Source organism: Streptomyces sp. NPDC000983 (assembly GCF_040299205.1).
GTDB lineage: Bacteria > Actinomycetota > Actinomycetes > Streptomycetales > Streptomycetaceae > Streptomyces.
Genome location: NZ_JBEPBM010000001.1, coordinates 387,266 through 407,319, shown reverse-complemented (window position 1 = coordinate 407,319; position 20,054 = coordinate 387,266). Strand labels below are relative to the sequence as shown.

Below are 20,054 nucleotides of genomic sequence, written 5' to 3'. Positions count from 1 at the left end.
ACGGGGCCCGCCGGGCGCCGCGCGGTCAGCGCAGCCAGGGATTGCGGGCGACGAACGGGAGCCGGGCCCACGCCTTCCCGAGCCCCCAGACCGCGCCGGCGCCGGTGGCCGCGAGGGCGATCAGCACGAGGGCGTAGACGAGGTGGTAGTCGGCGAAGGGATTCGTCGACATGCTGGCCGTGCCGTCGGAGAGGTGCTTGGCCGGCGGCCACTCGGCGATCCACATCAGCGCCATCAGGGCGCTGCCGGCGACGGCGGCGAGCCGCAGCGCGACACCCGCGACGAGCGCCGCGCCGACGCCGAGCAGGCCCAGCATGAACAGCCAGTCCGCCCAGGCGTCCCCGGCCCAGGCGTGGAACGTGGACTCCATCGGGCCGACGGCGACATGGCTGAGGAAGCCCTGGGTCGGTGATCCGCCGTCGATCCAGGCGTTGGCGGAGGGGGTGGCGTAGCCGAGGCCGAAGGTCTTGTCGAGGAAGGCCCACAGGAAGACGAACCCGGTCAGCAGGCGCAGTGACGCCAGCGCGTGGGCGGCCGTGCCGGTCAGGGTGGTGGCGTCGGCGGCGGACGCCGTACGGTTCCTGCGGAGCACGGGCAGATGGAACGCGCGGCTCCGGTGAGGGTGCTCGTGCACGGCCATGGTCTGGTCCCTTCACCTGGGTTCGTGGTGCTGACATGGACACTGTCGTGGCGGGGCCGGCTGCGCCGCCGGGTGCTGAAGGTCTGCCGCGGTGGGGCCGAACGGCCCCCTTCGCCGGCCCGGTCGGACCGGGCCCGCCGGAGGGCCCCCGGGACGGTGCCGCGCGTGCCGAAGGACTCCGCGGCAGGGCCGGGTGGCCCCTGGCCGCAGCGGCCAGGGGCGCGGAGGCTGGAGGCGGTAACCCCGGTACGCCCGAGTGGAGGCCCGCCATGAACGCTCCCGTCACCACGAACCTGCCGCGGGCGCTGCCCGCCGAGCACCGGCGGCGGCTGATGTCGGCCGCGCGCGAGGTGTCGTTCCCGGCCGGGACCCGGCTGTTCGAAGAGGGCGGTCACGCCGGGCACTTCTGGATCGTGCGGACCGGCACCGTCGAACTCGACATGCGGGTACCGGGCCGGCAGCCCGCCGTCATCGAGGCGCTGGGGCACAACGAACTCGTCGGCTGGTCCTGGCTGCTCGCCCCGCACGTCTGGCACCTGGGCGCCGAGGCCGCGACCCCGCTGCGCGCCTACGAGTTCGACGCCGGCACCGTCCGGGCCATGTGCCAGGCGGACCCCGAGTTCGGCCGGGCGGTCACCGCCTGGGTCGGCGAGGTCGTGTCCCACCGGCTCCAGGCGGCCCGGACCCGGCTGCTGGACCTGTACGCCCCCTACGGCAGCGGAACACGCCGCTGACCGGCCCCCGCACCATGATCGGCGGCCCTGAACCTCGGGCGGATGGGGCCGGTCGGCCCTGGTGGCTTCGCGCCCGGCGGGCGAAGATCGTGGTACGGGCGGCCGACGGTCCGTCCGCAAGCCCGGGGACGAAGGGGTCGACATGACCGAGCCACGCACGTTCACAGCCGAGGACCCGATCCGGGTCTTCCTGCTCGACGACCACGAGGTGGTCCGGCGCGGCCTGTCCGACCTGCTGGAGGCCGAGCCCGACATCTCCGTGGTCGGCGACGCCGAGAACGTCGAGCACGCCCTGGTCCGGGCCCCGGCCGTACGGCCGCACGTCGCCGTGCTGGACGTACGGCTGCCCGACGGCAACGGCATCACCGTCTGCCGTGAGCTGCGCGACCGGATGCCCGACCTGGCCGTGCTGATGCTGACCTCCTTCGACGACGAGGACGCCCTGCTGGACGCGATCATGGCCGGGGCGTCGGGCTACGTCCTGAAGCAGATCCGCGGCTCCGACCTGGTCTCCGCGGTGCGTACGGTCGCCACCGGCCAGTCGATGCTGGACCCCGCCACCACGGCCCGGCTGATGCGGTCGCTGCGCACCGAACCGGCGCCGGAACCGGCCGAGGCCCCCGAGCTGGCCGGACTGTCGCCGCGGGAACGGGAGATCCTCGCGCTCATCGGGGAGGGGCTGACCAACCGGGAGATCGGCAAGCGGCTGTATCTGTCGGAGAAGACCGTCAAGAACCACATCTCCCGGCTGCTGGCCAAGCTCGGTGTGCAGCGCCGGGTGCAGGCGGCGGTTCTCGCGACGCATCTGGAGCAGCCGCACGAGCCGGAGGGGCGCGGGCCGGGCGGACGCACCGGCCACTGAGCACCCGCGCTCGCCGGTAGGCGCCCGCGGGCCGCTACTCCTCCTCGTCGACGCGCACCACCGCGACCGGGCACCGCGCGTGGTGCAGCACGGCCTGGCTGACCGAGCCGAGCAGCAGCCCGCCGAAGCCGCCGTGGCCGCGCGCGCCGACCACGACGAGACCGGCCTCGGCGCTGGCCTCGATCAGGGTGTGCCGGATCCGGCCGCGCACCAGCCGGCTGACCACCTCGACGTCCGGGAACCGCTCGCCGAGGCCGCCCAGCGCCTCGGCGAGCACCCGCTCCTCCTCGTCGCGCAGCCGGCCCTCGTCGTACGTCACGAAGGGCGGATCGCCCGGCGACTCGTAGACCCGTTCGGTGCGGGTGTTCCAGGCGTGCAGGGCCAGCAGGCCGGTGCCGTGCAGCGAGGCGTGCGTGAAGGCGAACTCGACGGCCGCCGCGGACCGCGGTGAGCCGTCCACGGCGAGCAGGACCGGACCGGCCGGATCGGGCAGGCCGCCCACGACGAGGACGGGGCAGCGACTGTGCGCGGCCAGGTGCGAGGCGGTGGAACCGAGGAGCAGGCTGCCGAAGCGGCTCAGACCGCGGCTGCCGACGACCGCGAGGCAGGCGGTCCGCGACTCCAGTTCCAGGACCGTCACCGGTTCGCCCAGCACGACCTCGCGGGCGATCTCCGCACCGGGCGCGACGGTGCGCGCCAGCCGTTCGGCCTCGCCGAGCACGTCGTCGACCAGGTCGCGCACGCCCGCGCTCGCCGGGCTCCAGGGCGCCATGCGGGGCGGCACATGTGACGACGGCCACCCGAAGGCGTGCACCAGACGCAGGCCGACGCCGCGCAGCCCGGCCTCCCGGGCGGCGACCCGGACCGCGTCCAGGCTCTGCTCCGAGCCGTCCACTCCCACGACGACGGGACCGCTCATCGCCCCTCTCCCTTCTCCGGGCCCAGCTCCAGCCGCACGGTCTTCCCCGGTTCGACGAGGACGCTTCGGCCGGGCAGCCGTACGTCGATCGGGGAGACGTCGTGCGAGGGCACGGCGATCTCCAGCAGGCCGCGCTCCAGTCGCACCCGCACGCCCCAGTTGCCCTGGTAGCGCAGGGAGAACCCGTAGGAGGAGAGTTCCGGCAGGGGCACCGGGTCCAGCCAGAGCGCCCCCTCCCGGGTCTCCAGGCCCGTCAGTCCGCGCTGCACCAGGTCGAGGGTGCCGGCCATGGCGCCGAGGTGGATGCCCTCGCCGGTGGTGCCGCCCTGGACGTCGGCGATGTCGCCCTGGAGGGCCTCCTGGCAGAACTGCCACGCCTCGGCGCGCCGGGCGCGGGCCAGGACCCAGCCGTGGACCAGGCCGCTGAGGGTGGAGCCGTGGCTGGTGCGGTGCATGTAGTGGTCGACGGTGCGGTGCCAGATCTCGTCGTCGAGCGGCACGCCCAGCCGGTCGAACAGGCGCCGCAGTTCGGCCGGCCCGAACAGGTAGCCGAGCATCAGGACGTCGGCCTGCTTGGACGCCCGGTAGCGGTTGACGGTGTCGCCCTCCGCCTCCAGGATCCGGTCCAGCCGACGGATGTCGCCGTAGCGCCGCCGGTAGTCCTCCCAGGGGAGTTCGGCGAGGTCGCCGTAGCCGTCGAACTGGCTGATGACGCCCTGGTGGAAGGGGACGTGGAGGGTCCGGGAGATCTCCTCCCAGTGCTCCGGCTCAGCGGGGTCCAGGCCGGTGCGCTCGGCGAGCTCCCGGCGCCGGGGTTCCGGCAGGTCGTCGATCAGCTCCCGGGTGCGCATCAGGACCCAGGCGGCGGTGACGTTCGTGTAGGCGTTGTCGTCGAGGCCGGGCCGGTTCGCCTCGGGGTAGGCGTCGTGGTACTCGTCGGGGCCGACCACGCCCTTGATGCGGTGGCGGCGCAGTGAGCCGTCCCATTCGGCGGCGTCCGCCCAGAAGCGGGCGATCTGCAGGAGCATCTCGGCGCCCTTGGTGTGCAGGAACTCCGTGTCGCCGCCGGCCTCGCAGTACTGCCAGACGTTGTAGGCGATGGCCGAACCGACGTGGTACTGCAGGTGGGAGTGGTCCGGCAGCCAGCGCCCCGAGCGGGGGTTGAGGTGGAGCTGCTGGGTCTCCTCGCGGCCGTCGCTGCCGCTCTGCCACGGGTAGAGGGCGCCCTTGCGTCCCGCGTCGAGGGCGGCCGAGCAGGCCTGCTCCAGGCGGCGGTGGCGGTAGTGCAGCAGCGCCCGGGAGACCTCGGGGAAGTGCAGGTTGAGGAACGGCAGCACGAACAGCTCGTCCCAGAAGACATGGCCCCGGTAGGCCTCGCCGTGCAGGCCGCGGGCGGGTACGCCGGCGTCGAGGTCGGCGGTGTGCGGGGAGAGGGTCTGGAGGACGTGGAAGAGGTGCAGGCGCAGGATGCGGCCGGGCTCCCCGTCGACGTCGAGGGCGGCCCGGCGCCACAGCTGGGCCCAGGCGGTGCGGTGCGAGTCGAGCAGTTCGTCGAAGCCGGGCGCGCGGGCGACGCGGCTGACGGCCGCGTGCAGCGGGTCGCTGATCGCCGGGTCGTGGGAGGTGTGCAGGGCGACGGTCTTGTCGACGGTGAAGGTGCGGCCCTCGGTCAGCGGCAGGACGGTGTGCTGGGCGGTCCGCGGGTTCTTGTTGCGGGCGGTGACGGGCGCGTCGGAGGTGAGGCGGGCGGCCATGCCGACGCGGATGTCGGAGGTGCGGGTGCGGCAGCGCAGCCAGACGGTGTCCGGGGTGGCGACACCGGTGTGCGCGTGGACGAGGTGGTGGCAGTCGAGGTCGCGGTAGCGCGGCACTCCGGAGTTGGTGACACCGCCGTCGAGGGACGCCTCCACCTCCAGGTCGCCGGCGAAGCCCTCGGCGCCGAACTCGGTGCGCAGGGCGGCCAGATGGGGGTCGCCCATGTGCACGATGCGCTGCTGGCGGACGCTGAGGATCCTGCCTTCGCCCAGGTCGTAGCGGGTGTGCCGGTCCAGCACCCCGGTGTCGGGGAAGAGTTCCGTGCGGTGTTCCAGCACGGCCGCGGTGTCGGGGGTGAGCCAGGACCCGCCGCGCAGGCGGAAGCGCAGGGGCAGCCAGTTCGGCAGGTTGACCATGTCCTCGTTCTCCACCTGCCGCCCGGCCACCTCGGAGGTGAGCCGGTTGTAGCAGCCGGCGACGTACGTGCCGGGGTAGTGGATGTCGTCGGCCGTGCACTCCGGGAGCGCCCCCCGGGTGGCGAAGTAGCCGTTGCCCAGCGTGCACAGGGACTCGCGCAGCCGCTGGTCGGCGGGGTCGTAGCCCTCGTACTCCCAGCTCCGTGCCGTCACCGCGCCTCCTCGCCGAGCAGTTCCGCCAGATCCCGTACGACGAGGTCGGCGCCGTGCCGGTACAGCCGCTGGGCGAAGTCCTCGGCGGCGGCCCGGTCCACGCCCACCACCAGGGCGAACCCTCCGGCACGGCCGGCCTCCACGCCGGCGAGGGCGTCCTCGACGACGGCGGCGTTCCCGGCGGGGACGCCGAGCCGGCCGGCCGCGGTGAGGAACAGGTCGGGCGCCGGTTTTCCGGGCAGGCCCAGCCGGGCGGCCTCGCCGCCGTCGACGAGCACGTCGAACAGGTCCCGCACGCCGGCCCGGGTGAGCAGTTCGCCGGCGTGCCGGGAGGCCGAGGCCGCCGCGACGGGCAGGTGTGCGTCGCGCAGGGCGCGGACGAGTCGCACGGTGCCGGGGTAGGCGTCCACTCCCCGCTCCTCCAGCCGGCGGGTGAACAGCTCCTCCTTCGCGGCGGCGACCTCCCCCACCACGGCGTCCTCGGGGTCGACACCTCGGGAGGCGAGGAAGGCGGCCGCCCCGTCGAGGCGGGACTTTCCGTCGACGTACCGCAGGTAGTCGTCCCGGGCGTCGAAGGGCCTTCGCTGCTCGGGATCGCGGGGCGGTCGGTCGTGCAGGAAGGCGTCGAACGCCTCCTTCCAGGCCGCGGCGTGGACCCGGGCGGAGTCGGTGATCACACCGTCGGTGTCGAGGACGACGGCCGAGACCGCGCGCAACGCGGGGGCGAGGTGCTCCATGGTCACTCCGGCAGGGGTACGGCGACGGCGGGGCGGGCGGCTCGGTGCGGCGCGGGGCCGGGCCGGGGACCGGGCCGTGCCGGGTCGGCGCCGGGTGTGGGGGCCCACCCGTGACCGGGGGCAGTCGCATGGCTCCACCGCCTTCCGTCGGCCCGCGGCGTGGCGCGGGACTCCCTCCACCGTCGCACGGGCTGCCGGGGGGCCGCAGGGGGTGAGCCCGCCGCCGCCCGGGCGGCCTGGTGGTCCACCGGCCGGTGTGGTGTGCTGGAGGGGACGGAAAGGACCTCTGCACCGGCGCGGAGAAGCGGCCTCGGGCCGTGCACCGCGCAATCCGGATCCGCGAGAAGCGGGTGGGTCCTTTCCGCCCCCTTCCCCGGCCGCTTCCGCGGTTCACCCGCCGCACCCGCCGCCCTCGGCCCCGTGCAGGGCGAGGAGCCCGGTGCGGACGGCCCGGAGCCGGTGGACGGTGAGGTCGCCGACCCACCGCGCGATCGCGCGCCCCATGCCGGGGTCGTCGGCGCACATCCTGCGTACGGCGCCGGCGTCGAACTCGTGGGCCCGCACCGGTCCGGCCGTCTCGGCGCCGAACCGCCAGCGGTACGGCGCGAAGAGCCAGGACCGGCCGAGCAGTTCGCCGGGGCCGAGCGTCTCCACCACGGTCGGACGGCCGCCCGGCACCCGCAGGTCGAGGGTCACCGCACCGGACCGGATGATCCAGAACTGGTCGGCGCGGCCCCCCTCGTGGAACAGCCGGATGCCCGGCGGGATACGTGTCTCGTGGGCCACTGCCATGAGCCGGCCCCGGTACTCGGCGGCGAGCGTCCTGGTCATCCGGGGTGTCGTCGCAGTCGTCATGGTGCGCCTCCTGGTGCGCCGCCGGATCGGCGGTGGTGCCGGACGTACGCCCGCTGCCCTCAGAGTGGGCCACGCCCGCGTCGGCAGCATGGGCCGAGCGGCCCCTCCACCGGCCCCCGGGGGCGCGGGCGAGCGGTCGGAAGGGGCGCGCGTCGGGGGCGAACGAGCCCTGTGTCCGCCGGAGCGTGCGGGGGTACCTCGGCCCGCGTGGCCGGGCGCGGACGGCGTTCCGAGGAGTGGTCGGCCTTGCGCCGCCCCGTGGTTGGGGCGCCGGAGACCTCGCCGCACCCGGCGATCGGGACCTGCCCGGACCGGCGGTACGGGGCCACCGAGCCCGGCGGATTTCGCGCGCTGCGCTGGACCGACCGGGTGAGCGGCGGCCCCGAGGTGCCCTGGCACCGGCGGGGTCGCCACCTCGCCGGTAGGGGCCGCGGCTTCTTGCGAGCCCGAGCACCGGTGGGGGGCGCCACCTCACCTCTCGGGCCCGCGGCTTCTTGGGAGGCGAGCCCGAGCACCGGTGGGACCGCCACCTCACCAGTCCGGGACGCGGCTCCTCGGGAGGCGGACCCGGAGCGGTCCCGGGGGCCGGCCGGGCATGCGGTGGCCCGTCAGCCTCGGCGCCCGGTCACCGCCTTTCGGCACCCGCGCCGTGACGGGCCCGCGGGGTTCAGCCCCAGTTCGCGTCGCCCGGTACCGGGACCCGCCACACCAGGCGGGTGCCGCCCCCTTCCGGAGTGGTGAACTCCAGGTCTCCGCCGAGCTGTTCGGCCCGCTCGGCCATGTTGCGCAGTCCGCTGCGCCGTCCCCCCGGCTCGATGCCCACGCCGTCGTCGGTCACCGTCAGCCGGACCTCGCTGCCGTCGGTCTCCAGCGCCACCCCGGCGCGGCCCGCGCGGGCGTGCCGGGCGATGTTGGTCAGGGCCTCGGCCAGCACGGCCACCACATGGTCGGCGACGTCCCGGGGGACGTCCGTGTCGATCAGCCCCTCCATCCGCACGCTCGGTGCGAAGCCCAGCACCGGGGCCGCCTCCCCGGCCACCCTGACCACCCGGGCCCGCAGACCGGTTCCGGCGCCGTCCTCGCGGGCCCGCAGCCCGAAGATCGTCGACCTGATGATCTTGATGGTCTCGTCCAGGTCGTCCACCGCCCGCGCCACCCGCTCCCCGGCCTCGGGGTGCTCGATGAAGCGGCCCGCGCTCTGGAGGGTCATGCCGGTGGCGAACAGCCGCTGGATCGCGAGGTCGTGCAGGTCGCGGGCGATCCGGTCGCGGTCCTTGAGCACCGCGATCTCCGCCGCGTCGCGGCGCCGCTCGGCCAGCTCCATCGCGATCGCGGCCTGGGCGGCAATGCCCTTCAGAGGTCCGGTCTCCTTCGCGGAGAACACCGGGCTGCCCTCGTCGCGGACCAGCAGCACGACGCCGCGCACCCCGTCGCCGGTGCCGATGGGCACGGCCACGGCCGGGCCGAGACCGGCCGGACCCGCGTCGCGGGCCGCCGCGTCCGGCTCGGCGCGGGTGAGATCGGCACCGGTGAGATCCGCGCCGGTCACGGGCGCGGCGGTGGAGAAGGCCCGGCCGACGATGCTCTCGTCGACGGGCAGCACCAGCCCCCGGTGGGCCTCCGCTCCCTTGCCGATCGCCAGCTCCACGCGCAGCGCGTCGGTGTCCTCCACCGGCATCGCCACGACGGCGAGGACGGACCCGGTGATCTCCTGGGCCAGCCGGGCGAGCAGCCCCAGCGCCTCCCCCGGCTCGGCGCCCGACATCAGACCATGGGTGACCTCGGCGTTCGCCTGGAGCCAGCGCTCGCGCAGCCGCGACTCCTCGTACAGCCGGGCGTTGTCGATGGCGACGCCCGCGGCGACGGCGAGCGTCGACAGGACCGACTCGTCCTCCTCGTCGAACTGCGCCCCGCCCGCCTTCTCGGTCAGATAGAGGTTGCCGAACACCTGCTCGCGCACCCGGATCGGGACGCCGAGGAAGGTGTTCATCGGCGGATGGTGGGGCGGGAAGCCGTAGGAGGCGGAGTGCTCGGAGAGTTTCGCCAGGCGCAGCGGCTCGGGGTGGCGGATCAGCTCGCCCAGGATGCCGTGGCCCTGCGGGTAGGGGCCGATCCGGGCGATCTGCTCCTCGCTGACCCCCACGGTGTGGAAGGCCGAGAGCCGCTTGCCGTCGGCGCCGATCACGCCGAGCGCCGCGTACTGCGCGTCGACGAGCACCGCGGCGGCCTCGACGATGCTGTGCAGCGCCTGTTCGAGGTCGAGTTCCCGGCCGACGGAGAGCACCGCCTCCAGCAGGCTGTGCACCCGGTCCCGGGTGCCGCGGGCAGCGTCCAGCCGGGCCTGCAGTTCCTCCAGCAGTTCGTCCAGCTTCAGCTGCGGCAGCCGTACGCGGGCCTCGCCGGACCGCTCCTGGCTTCCCACGGTTCGCTCTCCTCCACGTCGCCCGACACGTCGCCGACCAGTGCGGTCAAGGGCCACGGTAGCGGTCCGCGGGGCGGCGCGGTCGGGGTCCCCGCACCTCCGTGCGGAGCGGGGCGGCGGCCGGGGAAACCGGGAGAACCGGGAGAACCAGGGAAAGGGGGAAAGGGGGACGGCCGGACGGCGGGCGAGGCCGAACGGCCCTAGCCGGTCCGGCCGCCGCCGCGTTCGAATGGTCAGATCGCACCCACCCGACGAGACTCCCCCGTCGCAACCCGGACGGATGCCGCCCATGCCCCTCGACAACGGCCACCGGCCGGCCACCGACCCCCGCCGGAGCATCGCGCTCGACCACGCCGAGGCACTCCGGCTGCTGGGCAGCGTGTCCTTCGGCCGGATCGTCTTCACCCGGCACGCACTGCCCACGGTCCGTCCGGTCAACCATGTGCTGGACGGCGGCGACATCGTCATCCGCACCCACGAGGGCGCGGCCCTGACCTCCCGGACCCGGCAGGCCGGCTCGCCCGGGGTCGTCGTGGCCTACGAGGCGGACGTCATCGATCCGGAGACCCATCTGGGGTGGAGCGTGGTCGTCACGGGGTACGCCCATCTGATCACCGACCCTGTCGAGCTGGCCCGCTACGCGGAGATCCTGCGCCCCTGGTCGGAGCAGACCATGGACCACGCCGTCCGGATCCGCCCGGACCTGGTCACCGGGATCCGGCTCGCGGCGGCCTGAGCGGGCTCGGGCCGCCGGTCAGGGCGACAGTTCCACGCCGTACAGGGTGCGGCCGCCGACCAGTTCGCGGCCGGTCACCAGCTCCGGCGCGATCCTGATGAACACCTCCTGCGGGGAGGGGGCCCACGAGCGGGGTCCGGTGCGGCGCAGGAGCGCGGTCTCGGCGGGGTCCCTGATCACCGAGGCCGGCCCGGTGACCACGACGCTCCACGCGGACCGCGCGCCGGCGTCGATCTCGTCGGCCTCGAAGGCGACCACCGCGCCGTCGACGGCGCGCACCAGCTCCGAGTCGGCGGCGGTCCGCAGCAGCACCGCCCCGCCGTCCTCCAGCGAGAAGTTCACCGGCAGTACGGCCGGCAGCGCGTGCCGGGTGTGGACGATCCGGCCGATGGGGGCCCGAGCCAGCAGCCGCAGGCACTCCGGTCTGCGCAGCTCACGGAATCCGTCGTTCAGGTACATGAGGCCGTCCGTCCCTCGTCCGGTCGCTGTCCGCTGTCGCTGTCGCTGTCCGCTGTCGGTTGGAGGATTCCGCGCTCATACGGCGATACGGCGTCCGCTGATCGCGTGCGGTTCGATCCGCACCCACAGGGTGCGCCGTCCGCCGGCCCAGGGGGCGCTGTGGGCGGTCTCGTCGAGGCGGCGGGCCTCGGCGAGGTCGGTGACCGCCAGGGCGCGTCCGCGGACCAGGACGCTCCAGCCGCTGGCGAAGGCGTCGTCGATACGGTCGACCTCGAAGGCGACCTGGAGGCCGGCCGCGAGCGCGGGTGTCGCGCCCGCCGCGGTCCGGAAGACGACCGCGCCGTCGACGACGGTGTAGTTGACGGGGACGACGGTGAGCCCGGTCGCGGTGGGCACGGCCAGCCTTCCCACTCCGTGGGTGGACAGCAGGGCGCGGCACTCGGCCGAGGTGAGCACGGTGAACTCCGGCCGCCGTGCGGCGCGGCCCGGCCCGGGCGGCTGTTCGACGTCGCCTCCGGTCAGCTCGGTGACCGTCGTCCGCAGGGCGCCCGCGAGCCGCAGGAGCGCACCCATGCCCGGTGCGGTGACGGGCTGTTCCTCCAGGTAGCGGAGGTATCCGGTGGCCATGCCCGCCCGGTCGGCGGTCTCCTCGCGGGAGAGGCCGAGGCGGGTGCGCCGCAGGGAGAGACGTCGTCCGAGGTCGCCCAGGGGCGGGAGTTCGGCCGTCCTCGGCGAGATGCGTTCGGTCATGACCCGTCGCCTCCTGATGTCGGCCCCCGGAGCGCTGTGCGCCCCCGCCCCTCAAGCCTGGGCGTCTCCCGGCGGCACCGCTTGGGCCGGTCGGCCCCGGTCGGCGAGCCGGTCGGGGCCATTCGCGACGGTCCGGACGAGGCACGCCCGGTGGGGCGGTGGTGCGGACCGGGTGGTTGGGGCACGCGCTTGCGTGCGGTGGTCCGGGCGCGCTCGGCGTACGGCGGCCCGGGCGGGGTGCGCTCGGCGTACGGCGGTCCGGGCGGGGTGCGCTCGGCGTACGGCGGTCCGGGCGGGGCGCGCTCGGCTTGCGGCGGTCCGGTCAGTCCCCCCGATAGAGCGCGGTGAGCAGTTCCACCGCCGCCTGGGTGGCGGGATGCGGGTCGTCCCGCCACCAGCCGAGCCGTACCGCGATGGGCTCGGCGTCCCGGACCGGCCGGTAGACCACTCCGGGGCGCGGGTACTGGTGCCCGGTGGCCTCGGCGGTCATGCCGACGCAGCGGCCGGTGGCGATGACGGTGAGCCAGTCGTCGACGTCCTGGGTCTCCTCGGTGGCCGGTCTGGCGTCCGGCGGCCACAGCTCGGAGGTGGTGGTGCCGGTACGGCGGTCGACGAGCAGGGTGCGTCCGGCGAGGTCGGCGAGGCGCACCGAGCGGCGCCGGGCCGAGGGGTCGTCGGCGGCCATGGCGCACAGCCGGCGTTCCAGCCCGACGATGACCGAGTCGAACCGGCGGTCGTCCAGCGGCCGGCGCACCACCGCCAGCTCGCAGGCGCCCTCGGCGAGGCCCGCGGTGGGCGAGTTGACGCGCACGAGGTGGAGGTCGGTGCCGGGGTGCGCGGCGGCCCAGCGCCGCTGGAAGGCCGGGGTGTGCCGGCCGAGGGCGGCCCAGGCGTAGCCCACGCGGAGCCGCTCGTGCCCGGCGGCGGCCTCGCGGGTCAGCTCCTCGACCGCGCCGAGAACCCGGCGGGCGTGGGCGAGGATGCGCTGACCGGTGGGTGTCGGCGCCACCTCGCGTGAGGTGCGGCGCAGCAGCCTGGTGCCCAGCGCGCGTTCCAGGGCGGCGAGGTTGCGCGAGACGGCGGCCTGGGAGACGCCGAGCACCAGGGCGGCGTCGGTGAACCCTCCCTCGTCCACGATCGCGACGAGACAGCGCAACTGGCGGAGCTCCACATCCATGGTCCCAGCATCCATGCCCGAAGCGTATGGATGGGGTCGTCGGTGCATTTTGCGTATGCGGGTGGCGGCCGCACGATGCCTGCATGCGCGCTTCCACCGCACCCTCGTCAGCGCTTCAAGTGCCGCTCCCGAAGCCGGAGTCGGCCCGGGTCGGCATCGCCCCGGTGGCCACGATGCTCGGCAGCGGCCTGGCCAACCAGACCGGCGCCGCGATCGGCTCGCTCGCCTTCCCCGTGGTGGGGCCGATCGGTGTCGTCGCGGTGCGCCAGTACGTGGCCGCCGTGGTCCTGTTCGCCATCGGCCGGCCCCGGCTGCGGGAGTTCACCTGGCGGCAGTGGTGGCCCGTACTGCTGCTCGCGCTGGTGTTCGGCACCATGAACCTGTCGCTGTACACCGCCGTCGACCGGATCGGTCTCGGCCTCGCGGTGACCCTGGAGTTCCTCGGCCCGCTCGCCATCGCGCTCGCCGGCTCGCGCCGACGCGTGGACACGCTCTACTCGCTGCTCGCCGCCGCCGGTGTCGTCGTCCTGATGCGACCGCGGCCCTCGGCCGACTACCTCGGCATGTCCCTGGGACTGCTGGCGGCCGCCTGCTGGGCCGCGTACATCCTGCTCAACCGGACCGTCGGGGAGCGGGTCCCGGGCGCCCAGGGTGCCGCGGCGGCGGCCGCGGTCTCGGCGGTGCTGTTCCTGCCCGTCGGCATCGTGCTGGCGGTGCGCGAGCCGGTGACGGCGGCGGCGCTGCTGTGCGCGGTGGCGGCCGGGGTGCTGTCCTCGGCCGTCCCCTACGCGGCGGACCTGTTCACCCTCAGACATGTCCCGGCCCGGGCCTTCGGTCTCTTCATGAGCGTCAACCCGGTCCTTGCCGCACTGGTGGGCCTCGTCGGTCTCGGCCAGGCGCTGGGCGCGGCGGAGTGGTGCGGCATCGCGGCGATCGTCGCGGCGAACGCCCTGGCGCTGAGCGTCGGGGGCGGTGGGCGGGGCGCGCCGAAGGGGTGAGGACCGGCGCGCCCGCGCCGCCCGGTCAGGTCCGTTCGTCGAAGCTCGCGAAGTAGGCGGCGGCCATGTCCTCGTCGCCGTAGCCCTGGGCGGCGGCCCGCTCCAGGCGGGCGGCGCCCGCGGCGGCGACGTCGAGGCGCACGCCGCCCCGCTCGCCCGCCTCGACGATCAGCCGGGCGTCCTTCGCGGCCGTGGACACCGCGAACTGGGCCGGGGTGAGCCGGTCCTCCAGGATCAGCGCGGACTTGGCGTGCAGGTACCCCATGTCGAGGGGGCCGCCCGCGATGACCCCGAAGAACAGGCCCGGGTTCACGTCGAGGGCCCGCGCCAGGGCGAGGACCTCGCCGGTGGCGGCGGTGGCCGCGATGACCCAGCTGTTGGCGACCAGTTTCAGCCGGGTGGCGGTGCCCGCGGCGCCGTCGCCCCCGGTCCACACGGTCCGCGCGCCGACGGCCTCGAAGACGGGCGTGACCTTCTCCCGGCCGTCCTCGGGCCCGGCGGCCAGCACGGTCAGCAGACCGGCCTCGGCGGGCTGGCGGGTGCCGAGCACGGGCGCGTCGTAGAAGGCGAGTCCGTGCTCGGCGGCGAGAGCGGCCAGCGCGGGGAGGGCGTCGAGGCCAGCGGTGGTCGACTGCACCCACGCGGTGCCGGGCCCGAGGCCGGGTGCGGCCTCGCGCATCACGTCCAGGGCGGCGGGGCCGTCGTACAGGACGGTGAGCACGACGTCGGCGCCGCGCACGGCCTCGGCGGGGTTCGGCGCGACGGACGCGCCGTCCTCGGTGAGCGGTTCGGCCTTCGCGGGGGTGCGGTTCCACACGCGGACGGCGTGTCCGGCGCGGGCGATGTTGCGGGCCATCGCGGCGCCCATGATCCCGGTGCCCAGCACCGCGACGGTGAGCTTCTCGCTCATGGTGTTCGCCTTCCTGATCTCGTCGTGCTCGGGTACGGCGTCGGCGGCGGGCGGCGCGGACCGCCCGGCCCCGCCGGTAGATCCTCCCCTGGCCGGCCGGTTCGGTGCCCCGGCCGCGCCACACCTCCGACGGGTCCGCCCCGGCGCGTGACCTTCCCGCCTGCCGGGGCGGATACTGCCGGAAGCGGTCCGGAAGCTGTCAGCAGGCTCACCAGGAGGTACCCATGAGGATGCTCATCAACGTCCCGGAGACCGTCGTCGCGGACGCGCTGCGCGGTATCGCGGCAGCCCACCCGGAACTCACCGTGGACGTGGAGAACCGGGTGATCGTCCGCCGGGACGCGCCCGTCGCCGGCAAGGTCGCCCTGGTCTCCGGGGGCGGTTCGGGTCACGAGCCGCTGCACGGCGGGTTCGTGGGCCCCGGGATGCTCTCGGCGGCCTGCCCGGGCGAGGTGTTCACCTCGCCGGTGCCCGATCAGATGGTGCGCGCCGCGGCGGCCGTGGACAGCGGCGCGGGCGTGCTGTTCGTGGTGAAGAACTACACGGGCGACGTACTGAACTTCGAGATGGCCGCCGAACTCGCCGAGGACGAGGGCATCCAGGTGGCGAAGGTCCTCGTCGACGACGACGTGGCGGTCACCGACAGCCTGTACACCGCGGGGCGGCGCGGTACCGGCGCGACCCTGTTCGTGGAGAAGATCGCGGGCGCCGCCGCCGAGGCGGGGATGCCGTTGGAGCGGGTGAAGGCCGTCGCCCGGCAGGTCAACGAGAACTCCCGCAGCTTCGGTGTCGCGCTGGGCGCCTGCACCACGCCCGCGAAGGGCAGCCCCACCTTCGAGCTGCCCGCCGGTGAGCTGGAGCTGGGCATCGGCATCCACGGCGAGCCCGGCCGGGAGCGGCGCCCGATGATGACCTCGGGCGAGATCGCCGAGTTCGCGGTGAACGCGATCCTGGAGGACATGCCCCCGCGCAACCCCGTGCTGGTGCTGGTCAACGGCATGGGAGCGACCCCGCTGCTGGAGCTGTACGGCTTCAACGCGGAGGTGCAGCGCGTGCTCGGCGAGCGCGGGGTCGCCGTGGCGCGCACCCTGGTGGGCAACTACGTCACGTCCCTCGACATGGCCGGCGCCTCGGTCACCGTGTGCCAGATCGACGAGGAGCTGCTGCGTCTGTGGGACGCGCCGGTCCGCACGGCCGGGCTGCGCTGGGGCATGTGAGCGGGCCCGGCCGGGTGTCAACGTTTCTACCAAGCAAGGAGATTGTGTGCTCGACGCCGACTTCTTCCGCCGCTGGATGGCCGCCACCGCCGCGTCCGTGGAACGCGAGGCGGAACGGCTCACCGCCCTGGACTCACCGATCGGCGACGCCGACCACGGCAGCAACCTGCTGCGCGGTTTCCGCGCCGTGACCGCGACCCTCGACAAGGAGTCCCCCGCGACGCCGGGTGCGGTCCTCACCCTCGCCGGACGGCAGCTGATCTCGACGGTCGGCGGCGCATCCGGACCGCTGTACGGGACTCTGCTGCGGCGCACCGGCAAGGCGCTCGGGGAGGCCGCCGAGATCGACGAGGCGCAGTTCGCGGTGGCGTTCCGCACCGGGGTCGAGGCGGTCATGACGCTCGGGGGCGCGTCGCCCGGGGACAAGACGATGATCGACGCGCTGCTGCCGGCCGGGGACGCGCTCGGCTCCGGTTTCGCCGCGGCGCGGGCCGCGGCCGAGGAGGGCGCGCTGGCCACCACTCCGCTCCGGGCGCGCAAGGGCCGGGCGAGCTATCTGGGCGAGCGCAGCATCGGCCACCAGGATCCGGGGGCGACCTCGTCCGCGCTGCTGGTGGCGGCTCTGGCGGAGGCGAACGGTGAGTGACGGCGAGCGGGTCGGGATCGTGCTGGTGTCGCACAGCGCGGCGGTCGCCGAATCGGTGGCCGAGCTGGCGAGGAGCCTCGCGGGCGGCGGGGACACGGTGCCCGTCGCGCCCGCGGGCGGTACGGAGGGCGGCGGACTCGGCACCAGTTCGGAACTGATCGCGGCCGCCGCGGCGGCGGTGGACCGGGGCGCCGGGGTCGCGGTCCTGACCGACCTCGGCAGCGCGGTGCTGACCGTGAAGGCGCTGCTCTCCGAGGGCGACGAACTGCCCGAGCGGACGCTGCTGATCGACGCGCCCTTCGTCGAGGGCGCGATCGCCGCGGTCGTCACGGCGGCCGCCGGCGCGGACCTCGCGGCCGTGCGGGCGGCCGCGGAGGAGGCGTACACGTATCGGAAGGTGTGACCGCGGCCCCGCGCCCGCCCCTTTGGGGGTGCGGGGCGCTGTTCGGTCCGGCGGTGGCTCAGCGGCCGCGCAGGAACCCCTGTACCAGCCGCTGGCCCGCCCTCTCGGCGGCCGCGGCGTCCTCGATCGGCTCGACCCGGGTGTCCTTGAAGACGATGTAGGTGACGCCCGAGGGCGTTCCGCCGCCGTGCGGGTCCGGGTGCACGCCGAGCGCCTCGGCGGCGGCGTAGGAGGCCTCGCCGATGATGTCGCTCGGCCCGACGTCCCCCACGACGGCGTAGCGCACCCGGTCGCGGTACACGAGCGCGACCACCGAACCGCCGCCGATCCCGTGGTCCCGGTAGTCCCAGCGGTGGCTCGGGGCGGGCACGACGACGTACGGCAGGTGCTCGGCGTCCAGGTAGCGGCCGTCGGACTGGGTGAAGGCCGTGGCGTCGCTGAAGTAGGGGTCGGTGCGGGCGTTGCAGCGGGCGCCGGGGCGGCCGTCGCAGTCGATGTCGAGGTCGCCCTTCCAGAAGACGGCCTCCCGGGTGCCGCAGACCGGGACGGTCGGGGCGTCCCCGTCGTCGCTGCCGTAGCGCTCACGGGAGATCTCGGCGCAGCCGCGCACCTTGGCCAGCAGGTCGGCGGCGCGGACCTCGTCCGGGGGACGCGTCACCGGCACCTCCCCGGCCGCGGGCACGGGATCGGGGAACGTGGTCGGGGCGAGCAGGACGGCGCTCACCGCGGCCAGGGTCAGCGACTTGGCACGCACGATAAGGGACCCTCTCCGGCGGAACACTGACGGACACTCAGCCCACCCTGGTGCCAGGCCGTCGGTGGGGCCACCATTCGGGGGCCAGACGGTGCACACGCCCGCCCGGCGGCGGTCCCGCGCGGAACTTCCGGCGGCGGCCGGGAGTCTGAGTCTGTGTCCGCTCGGACTCCCGGCCGCGCACGGCCGGCGCGGGATCAGCGACGACAGCGGTCCGCGCCACCGGCGTGAACTCCCCGGCCGGCACGGGAAGTTCAGCCGTGAGAGGCCAGCATACGCAGCCGCCCGCCGGGCACTCCCACACCCCGCCCTCTTGATGTGGCCGCGTCAGACGCGTCATATTGGTCCGGACCATTTCCGTGCCGGAGTGGAGGCGCTCCGCCGCGGACCCGCCCGCCGGGGAGGAACAGCCGTGCGACGCGTTCGAGTACCCGCCCGTCCGCGCGGGCTCGCCCTGCTCTGCGCCGCGCTCGCCCTGGTCGCCGTCGCCTGCGGAGGGCCGGGCGGCGCCGACGAGGGCCCGGTGCCCGGCGCGCCGGGAGGCGTCACCGCCGAGGCGGGCAGCGCGACCAGCGTGCATGTGATGTGGAACGCGGTGACGGCGAGCCAGGGCATCGACGGCTACGAGGTGTATCGCGGCACCACCAAGGTCAGGGAGGTGCCGGGTGACGAACACATGGTGGACGTGATCCGGCTCCGCCCGTCCACGTCCTACGTCTTCACCGTGCGCGCCCGGGACAGCGAGGGCCGGCTCGGGCCGCCCAGCGAGGAGGTCCGTGCCACGACCCCCGCGGCGGGCCCGGCGGACCGTGCCGCCCCGGCGGCGCCGGGTGCCGTCGAGGGGCGCGCGGTGGGCGGCAGGGCGGTCCAGCTGTCCTGGTCGGCGGCGAAGGACGACCGGGGTGTGGCCTCGTACGACATCCACCAGGGCGGTTCGAAGATCCACAGTGTGGGCGGGAACCAGACGGCCGCCGTGGTCACGGGGCTGCGGCCGGGGACCCGCTACACCTTCACGGTCCGCGCCCGGGACGCCGCCGACAACGTCTCCGCGCCCGGCGGCCCGGTCCGCCTCACCACGCCCGGAACCGACGACGGCGGCGGAACGGCCCCGGCCGCATTCCGGGCGACGAGCCACCGCGACAAGGGGGACGGCGCCTATTACATCGACCTCAGCTGGGTGCCGCCGAGCACCGACGGCGTGGTCACGGAGTACCAGGTGCACCTGGACGGGCACGCGGCCACCTCGGTGGTGTTCGGCGGCGACGCGCCGCGCGAGCGCGCCGTGTACAGCTTCTACGCGGGCACGGAGGCAGGCGTCAGCCATCGCGTACGACTGCGGGCACGGCTGCCGGACGGCACCTGGGGCGGCTTCTCACCGGAGCAGACGGTGACGACGGGCGGGGAGAGGCGGTGAGAGCGCGGGGCGCGCACGCGGTCGGACGGTGAGCGGGCCCTCCCAGGCGCCGGACGTGAGCAGGGGCCCTCCCAGACGCCGGACGGGGAGCGGGCCACTTCAACAAGCACCGGAAGCGGTGCGGGGGGCCCGACATCGGCCGGACGGCGAGCGGGCCCCGAGCCGGAAGCGGGAGCGCGGACCCTGCACCGGCCGAACCCCGCGCCCCGCCCCTCCACCCGCCGGCCCCCGCAACACCGCCCCTCCACCCGCCGGGCCCCGCTCCCCAGCCCCTCCACCGACCGAACCCGGTCAACCGCCCCTCCACCCGCCGGACCCCGCGACCCGCCCCTCCCTGGGCCGGACGTGGGAATCCGTCACCTGGCCGGGGGCCGTCCGCATGCGGTGCGGGCCGCGCGGACGTTGGCTGCCCCTGAGGCGCACGGGCGATCCCCGACCCTCGGCGGCGCAAGGGATGTACCGCCGACCGTGCCGCCGGAGGGCAGTCCACATGCGCAACTCATCGCCACTTCTCCGCACGGGGCTGACCGTGGCGGCCGCCGCCGCGCTTCCCCTCGCCCTGACCGCCTCGACGGCCGCCGCGCAGTCCGGGATCTCGGTGAGCACCAGCGGCTCCACCGTCTCGGTCACCACCAGCGCGTGCAGCCGCACCGATTCCGCCGGCAGCTGGGGCACCGCCGCCCTGCTCACCAGCAGCCAGGCGAGCTTCGCCCAGGGCCGCCAGGTGGCGCTGTCGGGCACCACGAGCCTGCAGTCGGCCGCCTGGTCGAGCGTCAGCCCGGGCACGTACACCGTCATCGTGCAGTGCGCGTTCAACAGCCAGACCGCGGGCACCCAGGCCGTCGTCGTCTCGGCGGCCGCCTCGCCCACCGTCACCGCGACGGCGTCCCCCTCACGGGGCGTCATGGGCGGTCTGGGCGGCGCCTCCAAGGACTTCGGCACGCTGACGCTGGCGGCAGGCGGCGGACTGCTGGTGCTCGGCGCGGGCGCCACGGTGTGGTTCCTGCGCCGCCGGTCGCGGCCCTACCGCCTCTGAC

20 protein-coding genes are annotated in these 20,054 nt (G+C 75.0%); 9 read left to right on the top strand and 11 right to left on the bottom strand.

Features of this window, described 5'->3' with window-relative positions:
* Nucleotides 1-25 precede the first annotated feature (25 nt).
* A complete protein-coding gene (locus tag ABT296_RS01600; RefSeq protein ID WP_351922336.1) occupies nucleotides 26-640 on the bottom strand; it encodes a DoxX family protein in 615 nt (204 codons plus the stop codon).
* A gap of 269 nt (nucleotides 641-909) precedes the next feature.
* Here ABT296_RS01600 and ABT296_RS01595 point away from each other — a divergent pair, with 269 nt between their 5' ends.
* The gene (locus tag ABT296_RS01595; protein WP_351922335.1) at nucleotides 910-1,374 is read left to right on the top strand and encodes a cyclic nucleotide-binding domain-containing protein; all 465 of its coding nucleotides are present in this window, start codon (nucleotides 910-912) and stop codon (nucleotides 1,372-1,374) included.
* 142 nt (nucleotides 1,375-1,516) lie between these two features.
* A complete protein-coding gene (locus ABT296_RS01590) occupies nucleotides 1,517-2,236 on the top strand; it encodes a response regulator (RefSeq protein WP_351922334.1) in 720 nt (239 codons plus the stop codon).
* Nucleotides 2,237-2,270: 34 nt separating this feature from the next.
* On the opposite strand, the gene ABT296_RS01585 is transcribed toward ABT296_RS01590, so the two are convergent.
* The 5 genes from ABT296_RS01585 to ABT296_RS01565 all read right to left on the bottom strand — a co-directional run bounded on the left by ABT296_RS01585 (nucleotide 2,271) and on the right by ABT296_RS01565 (nucleotide 9,553).
* Nucleotides 2,271-3,155 (bottom strand): universal stress protein, encoded by an 885-nt coding sequence (locus ABT296_RS01585; protein ID WP_351922333.1) that lies wholly within the window; start codon nucleotides 3,153-3,155, stop codon nucleotides 2,271-2,273.
* Nucleotides 3,152-5,539, bottom strand: coding sequence for a glycoside hydrolase family 65 protein (locus ABT296_RS01580; protein ID WP_351922332.1), 2,388 nt, complete (start codon nucleotides 5,537-5,539; stop codon nucleotides 3,152-3,154). The genes ABT296_RS01585 and ABT296_RS01580 overlap by 4 nt, the downstream gene beginning before the upstream one ends.
* The gene (locus tag ABT296_RS01575) at nucleotides 5,536-6,276 is read right to left on the bottom strand and encodes an HAD family hydrolase (RefSeq protein ID WP_351922414.1); all 741 of its coding nucleotides are present in this window, start codon (nucleotides 6,274-6,276) and stop codon (nucleotides 5,536-5,538) included. Before ABT296_RS01575 ends, ABT296_RS01580 begins: the two co-directional genes overlap by 4 nt.
* A 390-nt stretch (nucleotides 6,277-6,666) precedes the next feature.
* Nucleotides 6,667-7,131: a cyclic nucleotide-binding domain-containing protein gene (locus ABT296_RS01570; RefSeq protein ID WP_351922331.1), complete on the bottom strand. Its 465-nt coding sequence runs from the start codon at nucleotides 7,129-7,131 to the stop codon at nucleotides 6,667-6,669.
* 667 nt (nucleotides 7,132-7,798) lie between these two features.
* Complete coding sequence (locus tag ABT296_RS01565; protein ID WP_351922330.1) at nucleotides 7,799-9,553, bottom strand: sensor histidine kinase; 1,755 nt, start codon at nucleotides 9,551-9,553, stop codon at nucleotides 7,799-7,801.
* 289 nt (nucleotides 9,554-9,842) lie between these two features.
* Between ABT296_RS01565 and ABT296_RS01560 the strand changes: the two genes are divergently transcribed.
* A complete protein-coding gene (locus ABT296_RS01560; protein WP_351922329.1) occupies nucleotides 9,843-10,289 on the top strand; it encodes a pyridoxamine 5'-phosphate oxidase family protein in 447 nt (148 codons plus the stop codon).
* 18 nt (nucleotides 10,290-10,307) lie between these two features.
* Here the strand turns inward: ABT296_RS01560 and ABT296_RS01555 are convergent, their stop codons facing one another.
* The 3 genes from ABT296_RS01555 to ABT296_RS01545 all read right to left on the bottom strand — a co-directional run bounded on the left by ABT296_RS01555 (nucleotide 10,308) and on the right by ABT296_RS01545 (nucleotide 12,675).
* Nucleotides 10,308-10,748: a pyridoxamine 5'-phosphate oxidase family protein gene (locus tag ABT296_RS01555; protein ID WP_351922328.1), complete on the bottom strand. Its 441-nt coding sequence runs from the start codon at nucleotides 10,746-10,748 to the stop codon at nucleotides 10,308-10,310.
* A 75-nt stretch (nucleotides 10,749-10,823) separates the two neighbouring features.
* Nucleotides 10,824-11,498 carry a pyridoxamine 5'-phosphate oxidase family protein gene (locus tag ABT296_RS01550; protein WP_351922327.1) on the bottom strand — a complete coding sequence of 225 codons (675 nt, stop codon included), beginning with the start codon at nucleotides 11,496-11,498 and terminating at the stop codon, nucleotides 10,824-10,826.
* Between the two features lie 322 nt (nucleotides 11,499-11,820).
* A complete protein-coding gene (locus ABT296_RS01545) occupies nucleotides 11,821-12,675 on the bottom strand; it encodes a LysR family transcriptional regulator (RefSeq protein WP_351922413.1) in 855 nt (284 codons plus the stop codon).
* A gap of 83 nt (nucleotides 12,676-12,758) precedes the next feature.
* Between ABT296_RS01545 and ABT296_RS01540 the strand changes: the two genes are divergently transcribed.
* Complete coding sequence (locus tag ABT296_RS01540) at nucleotides 12,759-13,673, top strand: EamA family transporter (RefSeq protein WP_351922326.1); 915 nt, start codon at nucleotides 12,759-12,761, stop codon at nucleotides 13,671-13,673.
* A gap of 25 nt (nucleotides 13,674-13,698) precedes the next feature.
* Here ABT296_RS01540 and ABT296_RS01535 read toward each other — a convergent pair whose 3' ends face one another.
* A complete protein-coding gene (locus ABT296_RS01535; RefSeq protein WP_351922325.1) occupies nucleotides 13,699-14,583 on the bottom strand; it encodes an NAD(P)-dependent oxidoreductase in 885 nt (294 codons plus the stop codon).
* A 224-nt stretch (nucleotides 14,584-14,807) separates the two neighbouring features.
* Between ABT296_RS01535 and dhaK the strand changes: the two genes are divergently transcribed.
* From dhaK to dhaM, 3 genes are read left to right on the top strand one after another with little or no spacing between them, the layout of a single operon-like run.
* On the top strand, nucleotides 14,808-15,800 hold the full coding sequence (dhaK, locus tag ABT296_RS01530; RefSeq protein WP_351922324.1) for a dihydroxyacetone kinase subunit DhaK: 993 nt from the start codon (nucleotides 14,808-14,810) through the stop codon (nucleotides 15,798-15,800).
* A gap of 46 nt (nucleotides 15,801-15,846) precedes the next feature.
* On the top strand, nucleotides 15,847-16,446 hold the full coding sequence (dhaL, locus tag ABT296_RS01525; protein ID WP_351922323.1) for a dihydroxyacetone kinase subunit DhaL: 600 nt from the start codon (nucleotides 15,847-15,849) through the stop codon (nucleotides 16,444-16,446).
* On the top strand, nucleotides 16,439-16,849 hold the full coding sequence (gene dhaM / locus ABT296_RS01520) for a dihydroxyacetone kinase phosphoryl donor subunit DhaM (RefSeq protein ID WP_351922322.1): 411 nt from the start codon (nucleotides 16,439-16,441) through the stop codon (nucleotides 16,847-16,849). Before dhaL ends, dhaM begins: the two co-directional genes overlap by 8 nt.
* A 58-nt stretch (nucleotides 16,850-16,907) precedes the next feature.
* Here the strand turns inward: dhaM and ABT296_RS01515 are convergent, their stop codons facing one another.
* On the bottom strand, nucleotides 16,908-17,603 hold the full coding sequence (locus tag ABT296_RS01515) for a glycoside hydrolase family 75 protein (RefSeq protein ID WP_351922321.1): 696 nt from the start codon (nucleotides 17,601-17,603) through the stop codon (nucleotides 16,908-16,910).
* 412 nt (nucleotides 17,604-18,015) lie between these two features.
* Here ABT296_RS01515 and ABT296_RS01510 point away from each other — a divergent pair, with 412 nt between their 5' ends.
* Together ABT296_RS01510 and ABT296_RS01505 are read left to right on the top strand one after the other, a co-directional pair.
* The gene (locus tag ABT296_RS01510) at nucleotides 18,016-19,017 is read left to right on the top strand and encodes a fibronectin type III domain-containing protein (protein ID WP_351922320.1); all 1,002 of its coding nucleotides are present in this window, start codon (nucleotides 18,016-18,018) and stop codon (nucleotides 19,015-19,017) included.
* Between the two features lie 490 nt (nucleotides 19,018-19,507).
* Nucleotides 19,508-20,053 (top strand): hypothetical protein, encoded by a 546-nt coding sequence (locus ABT296_RS01505; protein ID WP_351922319.1) that lies wholly within the window; start codon nucleotides 19,508-19,510, stop codon nucleotides 20,051-20,053.
* Nucleotide 20,054 lies beyond the last annotated feature (1 nt).

Excerpts from the sequence above, each read along its gene's own strand:
- ABT296_RS01600 (WP_351922336.1), bottom strand. The coding sequence starts at position 640 with ATGGCCGTGCACGAGCACCCTCACCGGAGCCGCGCGTTCCATCTGCCC.
- ABT296_RS01595 (WP_351922335.1), top strand. The coding sequence starts at position 910 with ATGAACGCTCCCGTCACCACGAACCTGCCGCGGGCGCTGCCCGCCGAG.
- ABT296_RS01590 (WP_351922334.1), top strand. The coding sequence starts at position 1,517 with ATGACCGAGCCACGCACGTTCACAGCCGAGGACCCGATCCGGGTCTTC.
- ABT296_RS01585 (WP_351922333.1), bottom strand. The coding sequence starts at position 3,155 with ATGAGCGGTCCCGTCGTCGTGGGAGTGGACGGCTCGGAGCAGAGCCTG.
- ABT296_RS01575 (WP_351922414.1), bottom strand. The coding sequence starts at position 6,276 with ATGGAGCACCTCGCCCCCGCGTTGCGCGCGGTCTCGGCCGTCGTCCTC.
- ABT296_RS01570 (WP_351922331.1), bottom strand. The coding sequence starts at position 7,131 with ATGACGACTGCGACGACACCCCGGATGACCAGGACGCTCGCCGCCGAG.
- ABT296_RS01560 (WP_351922329.1), top strand. The coding sequence starts at position 9,843 with ATGCCCCTCGACAACGGCCACCGGCCGGCCACCGACCCCCGCCGGAGC.
- ABT296_RS01555 (WP_351922328.1), bottom strand. The coding sequence starts at position 10,748 with ATGTACCTGAACGACGGATTCCGTGAGCTGCGCAGACCGGAGTGCCTG.
- ABT296_RS01550 (WP_351922327.1), bottom strand. The coding sequence starts at position 11,498 with ATGACCGAACGCATCTCGCCGAGGACGGCCGAACTCCCGCCCCTGGGC.
- ABT296_RS01545 (WP_351922413.1), bottom strand. The coding sequence starts at position 12,675 with ATGGATGTGGAGCTCCGCCAGTTGCGCTGTCTCGTCGCGATCGTGGAC.
- ABT296_RS01540 (WP_351922326.1), top strand. The coding sequence starts at position 12,759 with ATGCGCGCTTCCACCGCACCCTCGTCAGCGCTTCAAGTGCCGCTCCCG.
- ABT296_RS01535 (WP_351922325.1), bottom strand. The coding sequence starts at position 14,583 with ATGAGCGAGAAGCTCACCGTCGCGGTGCTGGGCACCGGGATCATGGGC.
- dhaK (WP_351922324.1), top strand. The coding sequence starts at position 14,808 with ATGAGGATGCTCATCAACGTCCCGGAGACCGTCGTCGCGGACGCGCTG.
- ABT296_RS01505 (WP_351922319.1), top strand. The coding sequence starts at position 19,508 with ATGCGCAACTCATCGCCACTTCTCCGCACGGGGCTGACCGTGGCGGCC.